The following is a 17,788-nucleotide window of genomic DNA, read 5'->3' as shown; positions in this document are numbered from 1 at the left end:
GTGACCATTGGATATTCTTGAGTCATGTTTATGACTGTAGGGCCCTCTTTTGGCTCTAGGCGGCCCTTGGCAAAGCTGCTACTCTCGGCGCGCTTTGTGACTTCTAGGCCTGCTTGAAAGCGCCAGACTCACCTAAAAACATACACCAATAATAATCGCATCAAATGCGATGATGAATTCGCGTCGCTGAGGAGTGGGCTTCCATGAATGAAGACTTTTGGAAGGATAAGTACCCCGCCGGGATTGCTGCACAGATCAATCCAGACGAGTATCCGAATATTCAGGCGGTACTGAAGCAGTCCTGCCAGCGCTTCGCTAACAAACCGGCTTTCAGCAACCTGGGCAAGACCATCACCTACGGTGAACTGTACGAATTGTCCGGCGCATTCGCCGCCTATCTGCAACAGCATACCGACTTGAAGCCTGGCGATCGAATCGCCGTGCAACTGCCCAACGTTCTGCAATACCCGGTCGCCGTATTCGGTGCGATCCGCGCCGGCCTGATCGTGGTCAACACCAACCCGCTGTACACCGCGCGGGAGATGGAACACCAATTCAATGATTCGGGGGCCAAGGCCCTGGTTTGCCTGGCCAACATGGCGCACCTGGCTGAAAAAGTCGTGCCCAAGACCGCCGTCAAGCACGTGATCGTCACCGAAGTTGCCGACCTGCTCTCGCCGTTCAAGCGCGTGCTGATCAACAGCGTGATCAAGTACGTGAAGAAAATGGTCCCGGCCTATCACTTGCCTCAGGCCATCAAGTTCAACGATGTACTCGCCAAGGGCCATGGCCAGCCGGTCAACGATGCCAGCCCGGCCAGCGGCGATGTGGCCGTGTTGCAATACACCGGCGGTACCACTGGCGTTGCCAAGGGCGCGATGCTGACCCACCGCAACCTCGTCGCCAACATGCTGCAATGCAAGGCACTGATGGGCTCTAACCTCAACGAAGGCTGCGAGATCCTGATCACGCCGCTGCCGCTGTACCACATCTACGCCTTCACCTTTCATTGCATGGCGATGATGCTGATCGGCAACCACAACATCCTGATCAGCAACCCGCGCGACCTGCCGGCGATGGTCAAGGAACTGTCGAAGTGGAAGTTCAGCGGCTTTGTCGGCCTTAACACCCTGTTCGTGGCGCTGTGCAACAACGAAGGTTTCCGCAAGCTGGACTTCTCTGCGCTGAAGGTCACGCTGTCGGGGGGCATGGCGTTGCAACTGGCAGCGGCGGAGCGTTGGAAGGCGGTGACCGGCTGCGCGATCTGCGAAGGCTACGGCATGACCGAAACCAGCCCGGTGGCCACGGTCAACCCGATCCAGCATATCCAGATCGGCACCATTGGCATTCCGGTGCCTTCCACCGCGTGTAAAGTCATCGCCGACGACGGCACCGAGCTTGCACTGGGTGAAACCGGCGAGCTGTGTGTGAAAGGTCCGCAAGTGATGAAGGGCTACTGGCAGCGCCAGGACGCCACCGACGAGATGCTCGACAGCGAGGGCTGGCTGAAGACCGGCGACATCGCGATCATCCAGCCAGACGGCTACATGCGTATCGTCGACCGCAAGAAGGACATGATTCTGGTCTCCGGTTTCAACGTCTACCCCAACGAGCTGGAAGACGTGCTCGCGGGCCTGCCGGGCGTGCTGCAGTGTGCGGCCATCGGCGTACCGGATGAAAAATCCGGCGAGCACATCAAGCTGTTCATCGTGGTCAAGCCAGGAGCTACGCTCACCAAGGACCAGGTGATGGAACACATGCGCGCCAACGTCACCGGCTACAAGGTGCCCAAGGCCGTGGAGTTCCGTGATGCGTTGCCGACCACCAACGTGGGCAAGATCCTGCGGCGTGAATTGCGTGATGAAGAGCTGAAGAAACTCGGGCTCAAAAAGTAACCCATAAAAAAACCCGCTGATGCGGGTTTTTTTATGGGGGGCGCGGTTATCACCTGCTGTAGGAGCGAGCTTGCTCGCGAAAAACGTCAACGGTAACGCGTGCTTGCTGGATAAACGCGGTGCCTGTGAGTTTTTCGCGAGCAAGCTCGCTCCTACAAAGAGCCTGTCAGGGCAGCCCGCACTGTTTTTACAGGGCGAACTGCGCGAAGCTCACACCCGCACCGGCGGGGCGTACGTCCTTCAAGAACGAATCCTTGTCGGCACTCAACTCCAGGGTAATCTCCGGCTTGCGCTTGCCCGCATTGCGCACCACCAGCCCTTCGAGTTTTTCACGCAGGAACACGGTCGGCACCTTCAGGTGCAGCAACTGGTCGGTGTCGGCGTTGTGCATCAACAGGTGGATCCACTCGTACTGGCCCACGGCAATGCGCCCCACCGGCAGGTCGAACCACCAGATGTTGCGTTTGCGGTCCAGGTCGGTGAAGTGGCAGTTGTTGACGCCGAGTACGGCACCGCCCAGTTCCTGGTTTCTGCGGGCAATGGCCTGTGCTTTATTGAGTTTCATAACCTTCCTACGGGATCTGTTATTCAGCGTTGTAGCCTGAATGTGCCGGGCATTCTCGTGGGTTGGCTGCAAAACATAAAGCCAAACCTGCCGCTTTCGATGAAATGCTTGCGCAAAAATAATTGAAACTCTGCCGCTGCGCTTCAGGTCAACCGCTACGTAGTGACCAAAAACCATTTGATTGTTATCAGGAGTAATACCATGAGCAGCACTTCCGATAAGGTAAAGGGCTTGGCGAACGAAGCTGTGGGTAACATCAAGCAAGGCGTCGGTAAAGTCACAGACAACGACAAACTGCGTGCTGAAGGCGTGATCCAAGAGAAAAAAGGCGAAGCGCAGCAAGCAGTGGGCAAGACCAAGGACGCAGTGAAAAAAGCCACTGAGTAATACGTCCTGGCGGGCAGCCCCCAGCAGCCCGACGGCCATCCACGGATGGCCGTTTTTGTATCTGAGCGTGCAACTAAACTTTCGAAATTGTTTCAAAGTCGCCAAATGGGCTACTTTGATGTAGAAAACGGCCCCTGAGTCGCCCACGAACTCAACCTCTTTGCGGCGAAAGGAGACGCTATGCTTTTTCCGGTACTCGATGGTCTCAAGCTGCACAAGGTGCTGGTACGCACCATCAAGGAATTCGTCGATGACGAGATGCCTACCTACGCCTCGGCACTGGCCTACCAGATGCTGTTCTCGTTGTTTCCGTTCCTGCTGTTCCTCATTGCCCTGATCGGCTTCCTGCACCTGCCGGACTTCTTCAGTTGGCTGCGCCTGCAATCGGAGCTGGTGTTGCCTCCCCAGGCGCTGGAACAGGTCAACCCGGTGATCGATCAGTTGCAGCAGTCCAAGGGTGGCTTGCTCTCGGTGGGTATCGTCATCGCGCTGTGGACGGCCTCTGCGGGCGTGCGCCTGATGATGAGCGCCATGAACGCCGCCTACGACGTGGTTGAAGGCCGGCCGATCTGGAAACGTTTCCCGCTGTCGATCTTCTACACCGTGGGCATCGCCGGCATGCTGCTGGCCGCCGCCGCGCTGATGGTGCTGGGCCCGCAGGTGATGGAGTGGCTGGCCGGGCAGATCGGCATGCAGGAGTTCGTGGTCACGCTGTGGACCATCCTGCGCTGGCCGCTGATTGTGATCTTGCTGATGTTCGCCGTGGCCCTCATGTACTACGTGATGCCGGACGTGGAGCAGGAATTTCGCTTTATCACTCCCGGCTCCGTCTTGGCCGTGGTGGTATGGATCGTCGCCTCCCTGGGCTTTGGGTACTACGTCAAGACCTTCGCGGACTACAACGCCATGTATGGCAGCATCGGCGCGATCATTGTTTTGCTCCTGTATTTCTACATCTCTGCCGCCGTACTGCTGCTGGGCGCGGAGATGAACGCCGTGATCGAACACATGTCCGCCGAAGGCAAAGACCCCGGTGAGAAGGAAATAGGCGAGCCGGGCCACACCGATGAAAAACAACACGTCTCTGGCCTAGGCCGGGACCACTCCAAGCCCATGACCGAGCCTGAGCAATGATCCGTGAAATCCTGAAAATGGGCGACGAGCGCCTGCTGCGTATCGCCCCGCCGGTGCCGCCGGAAATGTTCGACAGCCCGGAATTGTGGCAACTGATCGACGATATGTTCCAGACCATGGAGCACGTGGGCGGCGTTGGCCTGGCCGCGCCGCAGATTGGCGTGGACCTGCAACTGGTGATCTTCGGTTTCGAAGCCAGCGAACGCTACCCGGACGCGCCACCGGTGCCGCAGACCATCCTGATCAACCCGCTGATCACACCGCTCAGCCCGGTGCTGGAAGAGGGCTATGAAGGTTGCCTGTCGGTGCCCGGCCTGCGCGGCGCCGTGAACCGTTACCAGCAGATCCGCTACGAAGGGTTCGACCCCAAAGGCGAGCCGATCGTACGCTTTGCCGACGGCTTCCATGCGCGGGTGGTGCAACATGAGTGCGACCATTTGATCGGCCGACTGTACCCGTCGCGGATCACCGACTTCAGCAAATTCGGGTTTATTGAAGTGATGTTCCCGGAGCTGGACCCGACGGCTGACGTATAACGTTACTGGCACACCTACAGTTCAACTGTGGGAGCTGGCTTGCCTGCGATGGCGGTGTATCAGCTACAAATAAGGTGGCTGGTCCACCGCTATCGCAGGCAAGCCAGCTCCCACATTGGGATCAGTGTTTATTCAGGACTGAGGTATTGAGCCCCATCGCAATCATCGGCTTATTGCGCTTGTAACGCACCAGCCGTTCACTCAGCGATTGCGGCAAAACTGTGTCCTGGCTGAACCCCATGCGTTGATACAACCGTTCCAGGTCCGGATGGCACAGCAACCAAACCGTCCCCTCACAACCCGCCACGGCCTCGCCAATCAGTTGCGCCGCTAGCCGCTGGCCACGATAACTCGGCGCCACAAACACCCCCGTGAGCCACTGCCCACCCACCACCGGGCTCAAGCACAAGCCGGCCACGATCTCGCCATCTCGCACTACCCACAAACGGCCGCCCTTGAGCGCCTTCATCGATGAATTGTGGCTGCGGTAAAACTTGTTCAGCAATGGCCACAGAGGCTCGGCCAGCGGTTCGATGTGCAATGGGGGCATGGGGTTCAGACAAGTGTTATCCAGGGCTGGGGATTATAAGCGCCTTCTGTTGGGCAATAGGTGGTATACCCAGTGCTACATCCCCTGTTAGTGGAGCATGCATCATGGCCAAAGGTATGGATTCAAAGAAAGCCGCGAAGAAAAAACCGGCAAAGACCGCGGATGAAAAACGCGCGGACAAGAAGACCAAAAAATCCGAAGCAGGCCTGTTCGGTCACTGAGTTACAAGTTTAGAACCAAACGATCTGCAAGATTTTCCCGCCTCATTGCACAGAGCAGGAAACACCTGCTCTGAGCTGCCGATGGCCAATTACCTTGATCCGACCCAGCGCCGGGAAATCGAAGCCCTGGCGACGACCTTTGTGGCAAGAACCGAGTGGCCGACCTGGCTGCTGTTGATCGGCGTATATGCCGGCTGGTTCGCGGTGATCCTTGGCAGCTGGTGGCTGGGCCTGTGGCTGAGCATGTTGCTGCTGATTCCGCTGGTGACCCTGTGGCTATCGGTGCAGCACGAATTGCTCCACGGCCACCCGACTCGTTCGTTATGGCTGAATAAACTCCTCGGCTATGCCCCGTTCGCGGTGTGGTATCCCTACACGCTGTACCGCGACAGCCACCTGTTGCACCATAACGACCACGACCTGACTCTACCGGGCATCGACCCGGAAAGCCGCTACCTCAATCAGCAGCAATGGAACAACAGTTCGCTGTTCGAACGTGGCCTGCATTGGCTGACCAAGACCGTGCTTGGCCGCTTCCTGCTGGCAGCGCCGTTGGCGATTGGCCGGTTGGCACGTCACGAATTTCAACGCCTGCCCCAGGTATGGCCGATGTGGCTGGCCCACGGTGCCGTCACTGTGTTGATGCTGAGTTTCATCGCCTACTACAGCGCGCTTGCGGTGTGGCATTACCTGCTGCTGGTCAGCGTGCCAGCATTGTCCCTGGCCTCGGTCCGTTCCTACTATGAGCACCGCCCCCATCCCCGGCCGGAACAGCGCACAGTGCTCAACGAAGCGTCCTGGCCCTGGGCCTGGCTGTTTCTCAACAACAATCTGCACCTGGTACACCACGATCTGCCAAAGTTGCCGTGGTACCTGCTGCCCAGGGTGTACCGTGCCCGGCGCGAGCAGTGGTTGGCGCGCAGCGGTGGTTTCCTGGTGCAGGGCTACGGCCAGTTGATCAGCCGTCACGGACTCAAGGCCATCGACAGTCCCCGGCACCCGTTTGCCTGAGAGGCGACCATGAGTGAGCATTACGCCGACCTGCGCATGTACGTTGCGCCCCAGCCCATCCAGCAGGCCAATCAACGCTGGCTGGCGCGCATCCTTGAGCGCTTGAAGCTGCATCGTCTTGACGCCGACCACCTCGACTTGCCCGGCCTGTGGCTTTCGCCGCAATTGCTCGTCAGCCAAACCTGCGGCTACCCGCTGATGACCCAATTGCGCGGCCAGGTACGCATCATTGGGCGCCCCCGTTACGAGTTGGTCCACAGCAGCCACGGCGAACATTGCAGCCTGCTGTTGACCCGCGTTGACAACCCGCGTAACCGCCTGGCGCAGTTCTACCAGAGCCGCGGCGTGATCAACGGTCACGACTCCAACAGCGGCATGAGCCTGCTGCGTCACTGCGTGGCGCCGTTGCAGCGCGACGGGCGGTTCTTCGCCAGCGTCGGCATCAGCGGCGCCCACCGCGAGAGCTTGCGCTGGCTGCGTGAAGACCGCGCCGACCTCGCCGCCATCGACAGCGTCACCTACGACTACCTCGCCCGATTCGCCCCCGAAGAGGTCGCGGGCCTGCGCGTCATCACCCGCAGCGCGCCGAGCCCGACTTTGCCCTACATAGGCGCGCTGGGCTTGAGCGACGTGCAGGTGGCGCAGATTCGTGAGGCGATGAACCTGGCGTTGCAGGACCTGCCGCAGGTGACGCAAACCTTGGGTGTGCAAACCGTGCTCCCTGCCAGCGAAGACGACTATCAGGTGGTGTTGGATTACCAACGGCAGGCCGTCAGCGCCGGCTACCCGAAACTTCAATAGAGTTATATAAAAATGCATTTTAAATATTATTAAAGCATAAGCAGCCTTGCTAGGATGGCTCCACCGGAACACCGGACATACCGCGCAACCTACTCAGAAGGAGCCACTATGTCCGGCGCCGATAGTGCTCACAGCGATTACGTGGGCTCACTGTTTCGCATTCATTACCCTTGGCTGTGCAGCCGCTTGCACCGCTACCTCAACTCCCGTGCCCACGCCGAAGACATCGCCGTCGACGCGTTTGTCCAGCTTCTGAGTGCACCTCAGGTAGCGCCGATACGACAGCCCCGCGCATTGCTTACCACCATTGCCCAGCGCCTGGTGTACCAGGTGTGGCGTCGGCGTGATCTGGAGCGTACCTACCTCGCTGCGCTGGATGACGATGCAGCCTGCGCCGAGGACCGCGCCCAGGTACTCGAAGCCCTGCAAGCCATCGATCTATTGCTCGAGCGCTTGCCGGCCAAGGTCAGAACGACGTTCCTGTTGTCCCGCGTCAACGGCCTGACGTACCCCCAGATCGCCGCCGAACTGGGGATTTCCCAGCGCTCGGTCAGTGACTATATGGCCCGCGCTGTTACCGGCCTTGAATCCCACACCGATCAAATGTGGGAGCTGGCTTGCCTGCGATAGCGGTGAGCCAGCCAACACCTCTGACCCTGACAGGCCGCCATCGCAGGCATGCCAGCTTCCACGCTTACTGTGCTCACTTTGAATCTGATCGAACCACCAAGAGGCAACTTATGAAAGCAATCAAACACCTGCTGGGCAGTTCGCTGCTGGCATTGGCGGTATTGGCGCAGCCCACCTCAGCGGCCGAACCTTCCACGTTGCGCATTGGCTACCAGAAAAGCTCGGTCAGCATGGTGCTCGCCCGTGAGCACAAGCTTTTTGAAGCGGCGCTGCCCGGCACCCAGGTGCAGTGGACCGAATTTCTCGGCGGCCCGCCGCTGATCGAAGCGCTTAACGCCGGCAGCCTGGACATCGGCAATATTGGTGACATCCCGCCGATCTTCGCCCAGGCGGCCGGGATCGACTTGCAATACTTCGCCGTCGAGCCTAACGAGGGCAAGACCGAAGCGGTGCTGGTGCCCACGGCCAGTACGGTGCAGACCGTGGCCGAACTCAAGGGCAAACGCGTGGCGTTGCTCAAGGGCTCCAGTGCGCACAACCTGTTTCTCAAGAGCCTGCTGCGCGCCGGGTTGCAGTGGAAGGATGTGAACGTGGTGTACCTGTCGCCTTCCGACGGCCGTGCCGCGTTCGAACAAGGCAAGGTGGACGCTTGGGTGGTGTGGGACCCGTACTACTCGGCCGCCGTGATCGACGGCTCGGCACGCGTGCTGGGGGATGGGCAAGGGTTGAACCCTGCGGGCAGTTTCTTCGTGGTCAACCATCCGTTTGCCAAGCAGCACCCCGAGGCCATCGCCACGATTATCCAGACACTAGGCAAGGCCCAGCGCCTGTCGCTGGATCAGCCCGACGCGAGCATCGCGCTGATGGCCGGCACTTTGGGGCTGCAACCGGCGGTGGTCAAAAGCTACTTCGAACATCGCTCCCCTGAACCGATCCGCCCCTTGGAGGCCATCGACATTGCCAACCAGCAACGCACCGCCGACCTGTTTTTTGCCAACGGCCTGATCCCGAAAAAAGTCGATGTGCAGCAGGCTGTCTTTAAGGCCCTTGGTCATCCCTAAGCAATGCTGGCGGATTAGTGGCCTTGCAGAGTGCCAAGGCCTGTCTATGCTCACCCAGAACCGTTAACGACGCTTGGCCGATAAAGCGTTTCCAATGGTTATTTCCCCATGCAGGTGTACCAGAAATATCCAACGTATGAATGGAATGCGCCCTCCAGGCGCCGGGAATCTAGGGTGATCTGACCATGTTCAACCGCCAGCACAAATCCGACCTGCAAGAAATCCAGCGTTTTTCCTGTGCCCTCACCGAAGCCAACGCCAAGCTTGCCGCTATCAGCCGCTCCATGGCGATGATCGAGTTCGACCGCACGGGAGTGATCCTGAATGCCAACGAACGTTTTTGCCAAACCATGGGCTACGGCGTCGAGGAGATCTGTGGCAAACATCACCGTCTGTTTTGCGAGGAGGCGTATACCCACACCGATGCCTACCACCAGTTGTGGCGCGACCTGGCGCGAGGCGAGGCGCTCAGCGGCACCTTCATGCGCCTTAACAAGCGCGGTGAGCAAGTGTGGCTGCAAGCCAGCTACTTGCCAGTGCTGGACAGCGACCATCAGGTACGCAGTGTGATCAAGGTGGCGGCGGATATTTCCGCACGGGTCCATCACGAACACGAAAACCAAAGTCTGATCGACGCCATCAGCCGTTCCATGGCGGTGATCGAATTCACGCCACAGGGCCAGATCCTCAATGCCAACGAAAACTTCCTGCGCACGGTGCAGTACACGCGCGAAGAAATCATCGGCCAGCATCACAGCATGTTTTGCCACCGCAGCGAAGTGGAGTCCCCGGCGTATAAGGCGTTTTGGGCCTCACTCAATCGCGGTGAGTTTCACTCCCACCGCTTCGAACGTAAAAACAAATACGGCAAGACCCTGTTTCTGGAAGCCTCCTACAACCCCATTTTCGATACGCATGGGCGCTTGTACAAAGTGGTGAAGTTCGCCAGCGATATCACCGAGCAAGTCAGTACCCTGCGCACGGCCGCCGACTCGGCCCACGCCACTTCGGTACAAAACGATGCCTGCGCCCGCAAGGGCTCGCAGGTGGTGCAGCAAACGGTGCAGATCATTGAAGCCATGTCCCACGACCTTAACCAGGCGGCGCAGAGCATTGATGCGGTGAGCAAGCAGTCGGACATCATCGGTGCCATCGTGCAAACCATCCGCAGCATTGCCGAACAAACCAACATGCTGGCCCTGAATGCGGCAATTGAAGCCGCGCGCGCGGGCGAGCACGGGCGCGGGTTTGCGGTGGTGGCCGATGAAGTGCGCAGCCTCGCCGCACGCACCAGCCAGGCCACCGTTGAGATCGTGGACGTGGTACGCAAGAACCACGACCTGTCGTTGAGCGCAGTGTCGAGCATGCAGTCGAGTTTGAGCCGCACGGGCCTGGGCGTGGAGTTGGCGAACGAGGCGGGGCAGGTGATCCTAGAGATCCAGGAAGGCTCACGGCATGTGGTGGATGCGATCAGTCAGTTCAATTCGACGCTGCAATTGCAATAACTGAACACTGAGCTGATCCCATGTAAAAAAAGGTCCAAGTGTGGGAGCGGGCTTGCTCGCGAATGCGGTGCTTCAGCCAACTTATCAGTGACTGACACTCTGCTTTCGCGAGCAAGCCCGCTCCCACAGTTGCTCTGCTGTGGGGCTCAGATTGCGGCCAGCGTTTCTTTGAGTGTCTGGGCTGGCGAAGCAGTGGCCTTCGCCGCTACCTGCTGCTGTTGCTGCTCTTTCAAGCGCTCGGCCACTTGTTTGGCGATGGCGTCTTGTTTTTCCTGGGGCAGCGCCTGCACTTGCTCTTCGGTCAGCCCTTGTTCCTTGAGCAACTGTTCACGAATACGTTCGGCCGGGGATTTGTTCATGTATTCGGTGAATTCGGTACGCGCCCCGTTAGTTGTGGCCTGTAACTGCACGCGAGTCTTGGCGAAGGCTTCGTCGATGCGATCGCTGGCCTTGTCCAATTCCCTCTGCGCGGCCGGCACTGTGACGCTGTGTTGCGCAGCCTGTAAAGCGCCGCTGTACAGCGCACTGGCGGCGGCGTTGGCGGGGTCCATGTCGGGTCGCGTGATCTGTTGCACGTTCGACGCCGCTTGAGAGTTGTTAACCAGCATGATCGGTCACCTATGAAAACAGACGGTGCGACAGCTGGAGCAAATACTGTGCCGGGTGCCGGACCCCAGTGTTTACTGGGGCGGGAGTCGTCGGCGCGGCAAGCCTTCTCCTTGTGCGGCCAATCGTTGCCGTCAGTGAGCGATGTTCTCCAGCGCCAGATTTCGCGTGCGCGGCCCAAACCAACTGATGGTAATCATCACGATCAACATACTGCTGGCAATAAACGCCAACACGCCCGGCGTGCCCAGGTGTTCAAGGATAAAACCGATCAACAAGCTGCTGAACACCGTGGATAAACGGCTGAACGAATAACAGAACCCCACCGCCCGTGCACGGATATTGGTGGGGAACAATTCGCTCTGGTAGGAGTGATAACTGAAGCTCAGCCAGGCGTTGCAGAAGGTGATCATCACCCCGCAGAAAATCAGCCCTAGCGCCGTGGTTTGCAGGGCAAACAGGCTGCCGAAGATCACTGCACCCATGGCCGAGCCGACAATTTGCCATTTGTTCTCAAAGCGGTTGGCCACCTTGACGAACAACAGCGGGCCCAGCGGGTAGGCGAGGGTAATGATGAAGGCGTAGAGCAGGCTGTGGGTCACGCTGACCCCCTGGCCCGACAGCAGGGCTGGCAGCCAGTTGCCAAAGCCGAAGAAGCCGATGGCCTGGAACACATGGAACACGATCAGCATCAAGGCGCGGCGACGGTAGGGCGGCTGCCAGATATCGGCGAAACGGCCATTGCCCTGCACGCTGATCGCTTCGGGTTCCGGCTCGTCCAGCGGCTTGCCGTGATCCTTTTGGCAGCGTGCCTCCAGGTTGTTCAGGATCGTGTCGGCTTCTTCGAACCGCCCCTGTTGTGCAAGCCAGCGCGGTGACTCCGGCAGGCGCTTGCGCAGTTGCCAGATAAACAGCGCAAACACCGCACTTGAGAGCACCACCCAGCGCCAGCCCGCGATACCGAGCGGCGCCTGTGGCACCAGCCACCACGACATCAACGCCACGGCCGGCACCGACAGAAACTGGATAAAAAACGCAAAGGCAAACGCCGAACTGCGCATGCGCTTGGGCACCAGTTCCGAAAGGTAGGCGTCGATGGTCACCAGTTCGATACCCAGGCCAATGCCCACCAGAAAGCGCATGCAAATGATGCCCACGGCCGAGGTTTGAATACCCATCAACACCGTGGCCACGGTGTACCAGACCAACGCAAAGGTGAAAATCGCGCGGCGCCCGAAGCGGTCGGCGATGGGGCTGAGCAGGCTGGCCCCGAGGAACAGGCCCAGGAATGTGGCCGAGGCGAACGCGGCCTGGTCCGAGAAGCCAAACACACCTTCGCTGCCGGTATGAAAAATCCCGTCGCTGATCAGGCCAGGGCTGATATAGGCGGTTTGGAACAGGTCATACAGTTCGAAAAAGCCGCCGATGGAGAGCAATGCCACCAGGCGCCAAATAGTCGCGACTGCGGGGAGGCGGTCGATGCGGGCGCTGATGTGGGCGGCACGGGTGGGGTCTGAGACGCAGGCGGCGAGTGTGGGCATGAATAACCTTGAGTTAGGCGAGTTGGAAGCTTCGAGCTTTAAGCCAAACCGCTATTGGGCTTGGCGCTTAAAGCGCGCAACTGCTTTTCTAATTATGGCCGTCGAGAGCGAAGGTCTTGAAGCCGGCGTGCTGGCTGAGGCGTTGGTAATACGCCGCGATGGCGGGGTAGGGGGGGCGCTCCATGGGTGTCATCTGCCACCGATGCACCGACAGGCCTAGCAAGATGTCAGCGAGGGTGAACTCTTCGCCGGCGACGTAGGCGCCGGTTTTGATCAACTGTTGTTCTAGCAAGGCCATCTTGTCATTCCAGGCCTGCACACCCGCCTGGATGCGTTGCGGGTCCTGATAGTCCGGGTTTTGACGCACCAGTGCGTGGAACGCATAGCCCCACGAAGGGTTGAGTTCGGTAGCTTGCCAGTCCATCCACTGTTCGACCCGTGCACGCAAGGCAGGCTCAACGGGTAGCAAGTCATGGCGCTGATAGAGGCCAACCAGGTAGCGACAGATGGTATTGGACTCCCACAGCACGCCATGGTCGTCGATCAGCACCGGCACCTGGGCGTTGGGGTTCAAGGCGAGGAAATCGGGGGATTGGGTAGGCTTGAAACCGATGCCCCAATCTTCGCGCACATAGTCGATGCCCAGCTCTTGGCAAGTCCAGAGTACTTTGCGCACGTTGATGGAGGAGGTACGGCCCAAGATTTTCAGTGAATGGCCCATGGTGCTTCCCTGGCATTTGGAGAACGACCAATCTAACAGGGGCCGGGCACGGCGGCGAGAGTGTGAAGCGGGCACGGTCGAAAATGTGGGAGCTGGCTTGCCTGCGATGACGGCCTGCCAGCCGACACTGATCTACCTGACACCCCACGATCCAACTGTGGGAGCGGGCTTGCTCGCGAAGGCGGCCTTACAGGCGACACAGTTGGATTGTGTACATATCCATTTCTGCAGTAACGGCCACTTAGGGTTCCGCCTGACGGCGGGTCACTTTGGAAAAGAGCCCCAAAGTAACCAAAGGGCTCTTGGCCCCACCACTCGGCACCTCGCCTAGGCTCGGTGTGCCCGTAATCCGCCAGTGATTTGGGGGGCCGCCGCCACGCGCCATCCATGGCGCGGGGCGGCTAAACCGGCATCCCTGCCGGTTTACCCCCCAAATCCCTGTCGAATTCCGGCCAGCGTGGTTTAACGGGGCGCCTGAGATCAAGATCAACAGCAGATCAAGAGCAAGAGCGACTCGCTTCGCATCGTGGTTACCGTCTGCTGTTACAACCCGCAAAGTTGTGTAGATACCTATGGCTATCGCAGGCAAGCCAGCTCCCACAGGGATCGTGTATTGCTTCAGCAGCGTGGTGTGTGTTGGTCCATGGCCTTGCCCACCAACAATACGCTCAGCTCGCTCAATTGATGAATGGCCAGGGCCACATCACGGTGTTTGCCGGTGAGGTCATCGGACAGGTCGAGTAGCAGGGTGCTGACGGAGCAGACGGTTTCGTAGCTGTTGGTCAGTAAAGATTCGAGAGAAGTATCAGGGATGACTGTGAAAAGCGTATGCGTGGGATGGATGCTTTGCATTGTTGAAATACCTGTTTTGGGCTGATACCTCATCGCTACTAAACGAAGGGTGGCAGCTGTACGCAGGTTAGTAGACCGGTATCCCACACAAACCCGGCGCACCCGAAGGCGCCCTGCGCACAGCCACCATCAAGCATCGATAGGCTCATGCATCTTGTGTGAGGAAGCTCAGGCTACTAAACCCGATCACCGAGAAATTCAGCGACCGTCAAACCTTAGAGACCGCCACCGAGGCGCACAAGCCGGCGGATTCTGACGTAAGCGTAGGCAGGGGAGCAAGGCGCTTACTGCAATGTCAGGCAGTTCCTACAGGCGTCCCACAGCGCTCTGACTGCTCTTACATGATTACGTGGGAATTCTGAGTTTCAGGTGGCTCAGTTAGAGATTGATTGACTGACCCACCGCCTTCGCGAGCAAGCCCGCTCCCACAGGGGATCTGTGCCAGCCGCTGATTCTGTGGACACTGCATGGCCAATGTGGGTGCAGACAAGCCCCACATTGATTGCGTTCGGCTCGACGCTCAGGTGCTCTCGCGCACCTGCAACTCAAACCCCATATCCACCACCGGCTTGGCCACCTTGTTGCCCGCCATGATCGTCAGCAGATGCTCCGCCGCTCGGCGCCCGATGGCTTCCCGTGGCGTGCTGATGCTGCTCAGGCGCGGCACCATGAAGGACGAGGCGGGCAGGTCGTTGAAACCCAGCACGGCTACACGTTCCGGCACCTTGATGCCGTGGCGCAGGGCTTCGAGCAGGGCGCCCTGGGCCAGGTCGTCGTTGCCGAAGAAGATCGCGTCCACATCCGGGTGGGCGGCCAGCAGTTGCAAAAACAGTTCGCCACCCAGGCCCACGGAGGACGGGCGTGGTGTCAGCAGCTCCAGCGCCGGGTCGTACATGCCTGCTTGCTGCAAGGCGCGACGAAAGCCTTCGCCACGCAACAATGTGCGTTGGTCCAGTTGTGCGCCGATATAGGCCAGGCGCTTGCGCCCCCGGGACAGCAAGTGCGCCGCTGCGGTCTCGCCGGCGGCCAGTTGCGAGAAGCCCACGCAGTTCACCCCGGCATTGGGGTCCAGATCCATCATGTACACGCAGGGCACGTTGCTGGCCTCGACCATTCGTCGCGCGCTTTCGGTGCGGTCAAAGCCGGTCAGCAACAAACCTCGCGGCTGGTAGGCCATGTAGTTGCGCAGCAGGTCTTCTTCTTCATCGCGTGAATAATGGGAGTTGCCGATCAGTACTTCAAAGCCCTTGGGCCGCAGTACCTGATGGATAGCTTCCAGGGTTTCGATAAACAGCAGGTTGGAGAGTGACGGCACCAGTACCACCACCGAATGGCTCTGCGCCGAGGCCAGGGCGCGGGCGGCGGGGTTGACCACGTAGCTCAGTTCGGCGGCGGCCTGTTGCACTTTTTCCACCAGTTCGGTGGCCACCGTGCTGATGCCGCGCAGGGCGCGGGAGGCGGTGATCGGGCTGACGCCAGCCAGGCGCGCCACTTCATTGAGGGTAGGGCGGCCCGTCGTGCGGGTATTTTTATCGTTCTTGGAGGTCATCAGGCGGCTTGCCAAACAAAAATCGAGGCACTAAGGTAGCGCTGTCTCCAAATGGCTGCAAATTATTGAACCTAGGGTTGCCTGATCCGGTTCGAATGATTGGAGCGGATGCACGCGTCACTCCATAAAAATGACAAGTCGGCGCGGGAAAAGCCTGTTTTTGCACTAGCCTTACGCTATGCAAAGGTAGCGCTATCTGCGTCCTGAGGTGTTTCATGAGTCAACCTGTTACCGCCCTGGTCATCATGGGTGTTTCCGGCTGTGGCAAGTCCAGCGTCAGCCAAGCCCTGTGCGCCCTCAACGGCGCCATTGCCATTGAAGGCGACAGCTTTCACCCTGCCGCGAACATCGAAAAGATGAGCGCCGGCCACCCCCTCAACGACGACGACCGCGCCGGCTGGCTCGACATCCTGTGCGATGAACTGCGCCGCGCGTTGCAAGCCGGCGAGCATCCGGTACTGACCTGTTCGGCCCTGAAGAAAAAATACCGCGACCACCTGCGCGAAGCCGCGCCGGGCCTGGGTTTTGTCTTCCTGGAGCTGACCCGCGAAGTCGCTGCCGACCGCGTGTCTCACCGCCCCGGTCATTTCATGCCGGCCAGCCTGATCGACAGCCAGTTCGCCACCCTCGAATCGCCCAAGGGCGAGCCGCTGACCCTGGCCCTCAACGCCAGTGAAGACAGCGTCGAGGAGCTGGCCGCGCAGACCAATACCTGGTGGCGCAAGCACGGCTTTGAACCTACTCATTAATTTTTTGCCGGAAAAGATAGCGCTATCCCCGGCAGGAAGTTCAACACCCGCTTTAATAACAACAACAAACAGGAGAGACCCCCCATGTTTGGCATGTCCCACGAGTCTTACCTGCTGCTAGATGCAGTAGTCACTATCATCGGGTTGATCGTACTGATCACCAAGTTCAAGGTGCACCCGTTCATTGCACTGATCATCGCGGCCGGTTTCCTCGGCCTGACCTCGGGCATGCCCGTGGACAAGATCATCAAGGCGTTCCAGGACGGTTTCGGCGGGGTGCTCGGCTTTGTCGGCATCATCCTCGCGCTGGGCACGATGCTCGGCAAGATGATGGCCGAGTCCGGCGGTGCCGATCAGATCGCCCAGACCCTGATCCGCGCCTTCGGCAAGGAAAAGGTCCAGTGGGCGATGATGTTCGCCGCGTTCCTGGTGGGCATCCCGCTGTTCTTCGAGATCGGCTTTGTGTTGCTGATCCCGCTGGTGTTCATCGTCGCCCGGCGTACCGGTGTGTCTTTGATCAAGATCGGTATTCCGCTGCTCGCTGGCCTCTCGGCGGTGCACGGCCTGGTGCCACCGCACCCAGGCCCGCTGCTGGCCATCGGCGTGTTCGGTGCCGATATCGGCAAGACCATCCTGTACGGCCTGATCGTCGCCCTGCCGACCGCCATCATCGCCGGCCCGATCTTCGGTACGTTCATCGCCAAGTACATCCCGGGCAACCCTTCCCAGGAACTGGTGGACCAACTGGCCCGCGAGACCGATAACAAGTCGCTGCCAAGCTTTAGCATCACCTTGATCACCGTGCTGCTGCCGGTGTTCCTGATGCTGCTCAAAACCTTTGCCGACATCGCGTTTGCCGAAGGCAACGTGGTGCGCAACTGGATGGACATGATCGGCCACCCGATCACCGCGCTGTTGCTGGCGTTGCTGTTGTCGCTGTACACCTTTGGTCATCGCCAGGGCATCCACTCCAAGCAGATCCTCAAGTTGCTCGACGCCAGCCTTGCGCCGACCGCCGCGATCATCCTGATCATCGGTGCCGGTGGTGGCTTCAAGCAGATGCTGGTGACCAGTGGCGTGGGCGACGTGATCGGCCATATGGCGGTGAACGCGCAGATCAACCCGATCCTGCTGGCGTGGCTGGTGGCGGCGGTGATTCGGATTGCTACCGGTTCAGCGACGGTTGCGACCATTACCGGTGCGGGCATTGTGGTGCCAGTGGTCGGCATGATCCCTGGGGTTAACCGCGAGTTGCTGGTGCTGGCGACGGGCGCGGGTTCGTTGATCCTGTCTCACGTCAACGATGCGGGGTTCTGGCTGGTCAAGCAGTACTTCAACATGACCGTGGCCGAGACGTTTAAGACCTGGACGGCGATGGAGACCATTCTGTCGATCGTGGCGCTGATCTTCATCATGTTGCTGTCGTTGGTGGTGTAAGCCACACCCCAAAGCAAGGGTGGGAACTGATCAAATG

Annotated in this window: 18 protein-coding genes and 1 pseudogene; 12 read left to right on the top strand and 7 right to left on the bottom strand. The window is 59.4% G+C overall.

What is annotated here, in order from left to right:
• The first annotated feature begins 203 nt into the window (after positions 1-203).
• Positions 204-1,895 carry a long-chain-fatty-acid--CoA ligase FadD1 gene (gene fadD1 / locus V8689_RS22240; RefSeq protein ID WP_032895580.1) on the top strand — a complete coding sequence of 564 codons (1,692 nt, stop codon included), beginning with the start codon at positions 204-206 and terminating at the stop codon, positions 1,893-1,895.
• A gap of 187 nt (positions 1,896-2,082) precedes the next feature.
• Here the strand turns inward: fadD1 and V8689_RS22235 are convergent, their stop codons facing one another.
• Positions 2,083-2,460 carry a hypothetical protein gene (locus tag V8689_RS22235; protein ID WP_003193739.1) on the bottom strand — a complete coding sequence of 126 codons (378 nt, stop codon included), beginning with the start codon at positions 2,458-2,460 and terminating at the stop codon, positions 2,083-2,085.
• Positions 2,461-2,661: 201 nt separating this feature from the next.
• Between V8689_RS22235 and V8689_RS22230 the strand changes: the two genes are divergently transcribed.
• The 3 genes from V8689_RS22230 (at position 2,662) to def (ending at position 4,517) form a co-directional block, all read left to right on the top strand.
• A complete protein-coding gene (locus V8689_RS22230; RefSeq protein WP_003193737.1) occupies positions 2,662-2,847 on the top strand; it encodes a CsbD family protein in 186 nt (61 codons plus the stop codon).
• A gap of 180 nt (positions 2,848-3,027) precedes the next feature.
• A complete protein-coding gene (locus V8689_RS22225; protein ID WP_032895581.1) occupies positions 3,028-3,981 on the top strand; it encodes a YihY/virulence factor BrkB family protein in 954 nt (317 codons plus the stop codon).
• Positions 3,978-4,517 carry a peptide deformylase gene (gene def / locus V8689_RS22220; RefSeq protein ID WP_056791487.1) on the top strand — a complete coding sequence of 180 codons (540 nt, stop codon included), beginning with the start codon at positions 3,978-3,980 and terminating at the stop codon, positions 4,515-4,517. The genes V8689_RS22225 and def overlap by 4 nt, the downstream gene beginning before the upstream one ends.
• A gap of 121 nt (positions 4,518-4,638) precedes the next feature.
• Here def and V8689_RS22215 read toward each other — a convergent pair whose 3' ends face one another.
• Positions 4,639-5,067, bottom strand: a complete 429-nt coding sequence (locus tag V8689_RS22215) for a GNAT family N-acetyltransferase (RefSeq protein ID WP_056791489.1) — start codon at positions 5,065-5,067, stop codon at positions 4,639-4,641.
• 302 nt (positions 5,068-5,369) lie between these two features.
• Here V8689_RS22215 and V8689_RS22210 point away from each other — a divergent pair, with 302 nt between their 5' ends.
• The 6 genes and pseudogenes from V8689_RS22210 (at position 5,370) to V8689_RS22185 (ending at position 10,296) form a co-directional block, all read left to right on the top strand.
• Positions 5,370-6,299: a fatty acid desaturase gene (locus V8689_RS22210; protein WP_056791493.1), complete on the top strand. Its 930-nt coding sequence runs from the start codon at positions 5,370-5,372 to the stop codon at positions 6,297-6,299.
• 9 nt (positions 6,300-6,308) lie between these two features.
• Positions 6,309-7,100 (top strand): phosphate/phosphite/phosphonate ABC transporter substrate-binding protein, encoded by a 792-nt coding sequence (locus V8689_RS22205; protein WP_056791496.1) that lies wholly within the window; start codon positions 6,309-6,311, stop codon positions 7,098-7,100.
• 108 nt (positions 7,101-7,208) lie between these two features.
• Positions 7,209-7,730 (top strand): sigma-70 family RNA polymerase sigma factor, encoded by a 522-nt coding sequence (locus V8689_RS22200; RefSeq protein WP_056791500.1) that lies wholly within the window; start codon positions 7,209-7,211, stop codon positions 7,728-7,730.
• A 110-nt stretch (positions 7,731-7,840) separates the two neighbouring features.
• Positions 7,841-8,791, top strand: a complete 951-nt coding sequence (locus V8689_RS22195) for an aliphatic sulfonate ABC transporter substrate-binding protein (protein WP_056791503.1) — start codon at positions 7,841-7,843, stop codon at positions 8,789-8,791.
• Between the two features lie 185 nt (positions 8,792-8,976).
• Positions 8,977-9,702 (top strand): annotated as a pseudogene (locus V8689_RS22190) (PAS domain-containing protein); the annotation flags it as partial.
• Positions 9,703-9,870: 168 nt separating this feature from the next.
• Positions 9,871-10,296, top strand: a complete 426-nt coding sequence (locus tag V8689_RS22185) for a methyl-accepting chemotaxis protein (RefSeq protein ID WP_371321886.1) — start codon at positions 9,871-9,873, stop codon at positions 10,294-10,296.
• A gap of 146 nt (positions 10,297-10,442) precedes the next feature.
• Here the strand turns inward: V8689_RS22185 and V8689_RS22180 are convergent, their stop codons facing one another.
• From V8689_RS22180 to V8689_RS22160, 5 genes are all read right to left on the bottom strand, one after another.
• Complete coding sequence (locus V8689_RS22180) at positions 10,443-10,904, bottom strand: hypothetical protein (protein WP_056791509.1); 462 nt, start codon at positions 10,902-10,904, stop codon at positions 10,443-10,445.
• 132 nt (positions 10,905-11,036) lie between these two features.
• Entirely contained in the window at positions 11,037-12,443 is a 1,407-nt protein-coding gene (locus tag V8689_RS22175) for an MFS transporter (RefSeq protein ID WP_056791512.1), read from the bottom strand.
• Positions 12,444-12,531: 88 nt separating this feature from the next.
• The gene (locus tag V8689_RS22170; protein ID WP_056791515.1) at positions 12,532-13,164 is read right to left on the bottom strand and encodes a glutathione S-transferase family protein; all 633 of its coding nucleotides are present in this window, start codon (positions 13,162-13,164) and stop codon (positions 12,532-12,534) included.
• Positions 13,165-13,782: 618 nt separating this feature from the next.
• The gene (locus tag V8689_RS22165) at positions 13,783-14,016 is read right to left on the bottom strand and encodes a DUF6124 family protein (protein WP_032895589.1); all 234 of its coding nucleotides are present in this window, start codon (positions 14,014-14,016) and stop codon (positions 13,783-13,785) included.
• A gap of 520 nt (positions 14,017-14,536) precedes the next feature.
• Positions 14,537-15,568, bottom strand: a complete 1,032-nt coding sequence (locus tag V8689_RS22160) for a LacI family DNA-binding transcriptional regulator (protein WP_161793224.1) — start codon at positions 15,566-15,568, stop codon at positions 14,537-14,539.
• Between the two features lie 212 nt (positions 15,569-15,780).
• Here V8689_RS22160 and V8689_RS22155 point away from each other — a divergent pair, with 212 nt between their 5' ends.
• A complete protein-coding gene (locus tag V8689_RS22155; protein WP_056791521.1) occupies positions 15,781-16,314 on the top strand; it encodes a gluconokinase in 534 nt (177 codons plus the stop codon).
• Positions 16,315-16,398: 84 nt separating this feature from the next.
• Positions 16,399-17,751: a GntP family permease gene (locus V8689_RS22150; protein ID WP_032895592.1), complete on the top strand. Its 1,353-nt coding sequence runs from the start codon at positions 16,399-16,401 to the stop codon at positions 17,749-17,751.
• Positions 17,752-17,788: the final 37 nt, after the last annotated feature.

Source organism: Pseudomonas sp. AK181 (genome assembly GCF_051122975.1).
Classification (GTDB): Bacteria; Pseudomonadota; Gammaproteobacteria; order Pseudomonadales; family Pseudomonadaceae; genus Aquipseudomonas; species Aquipseudomonas lactis.
The sequence above is the reverse complement of the archived record's forward strand: the minus strand, read 5'-3'. Positions and strand labels throughout refer to the sequence as shown.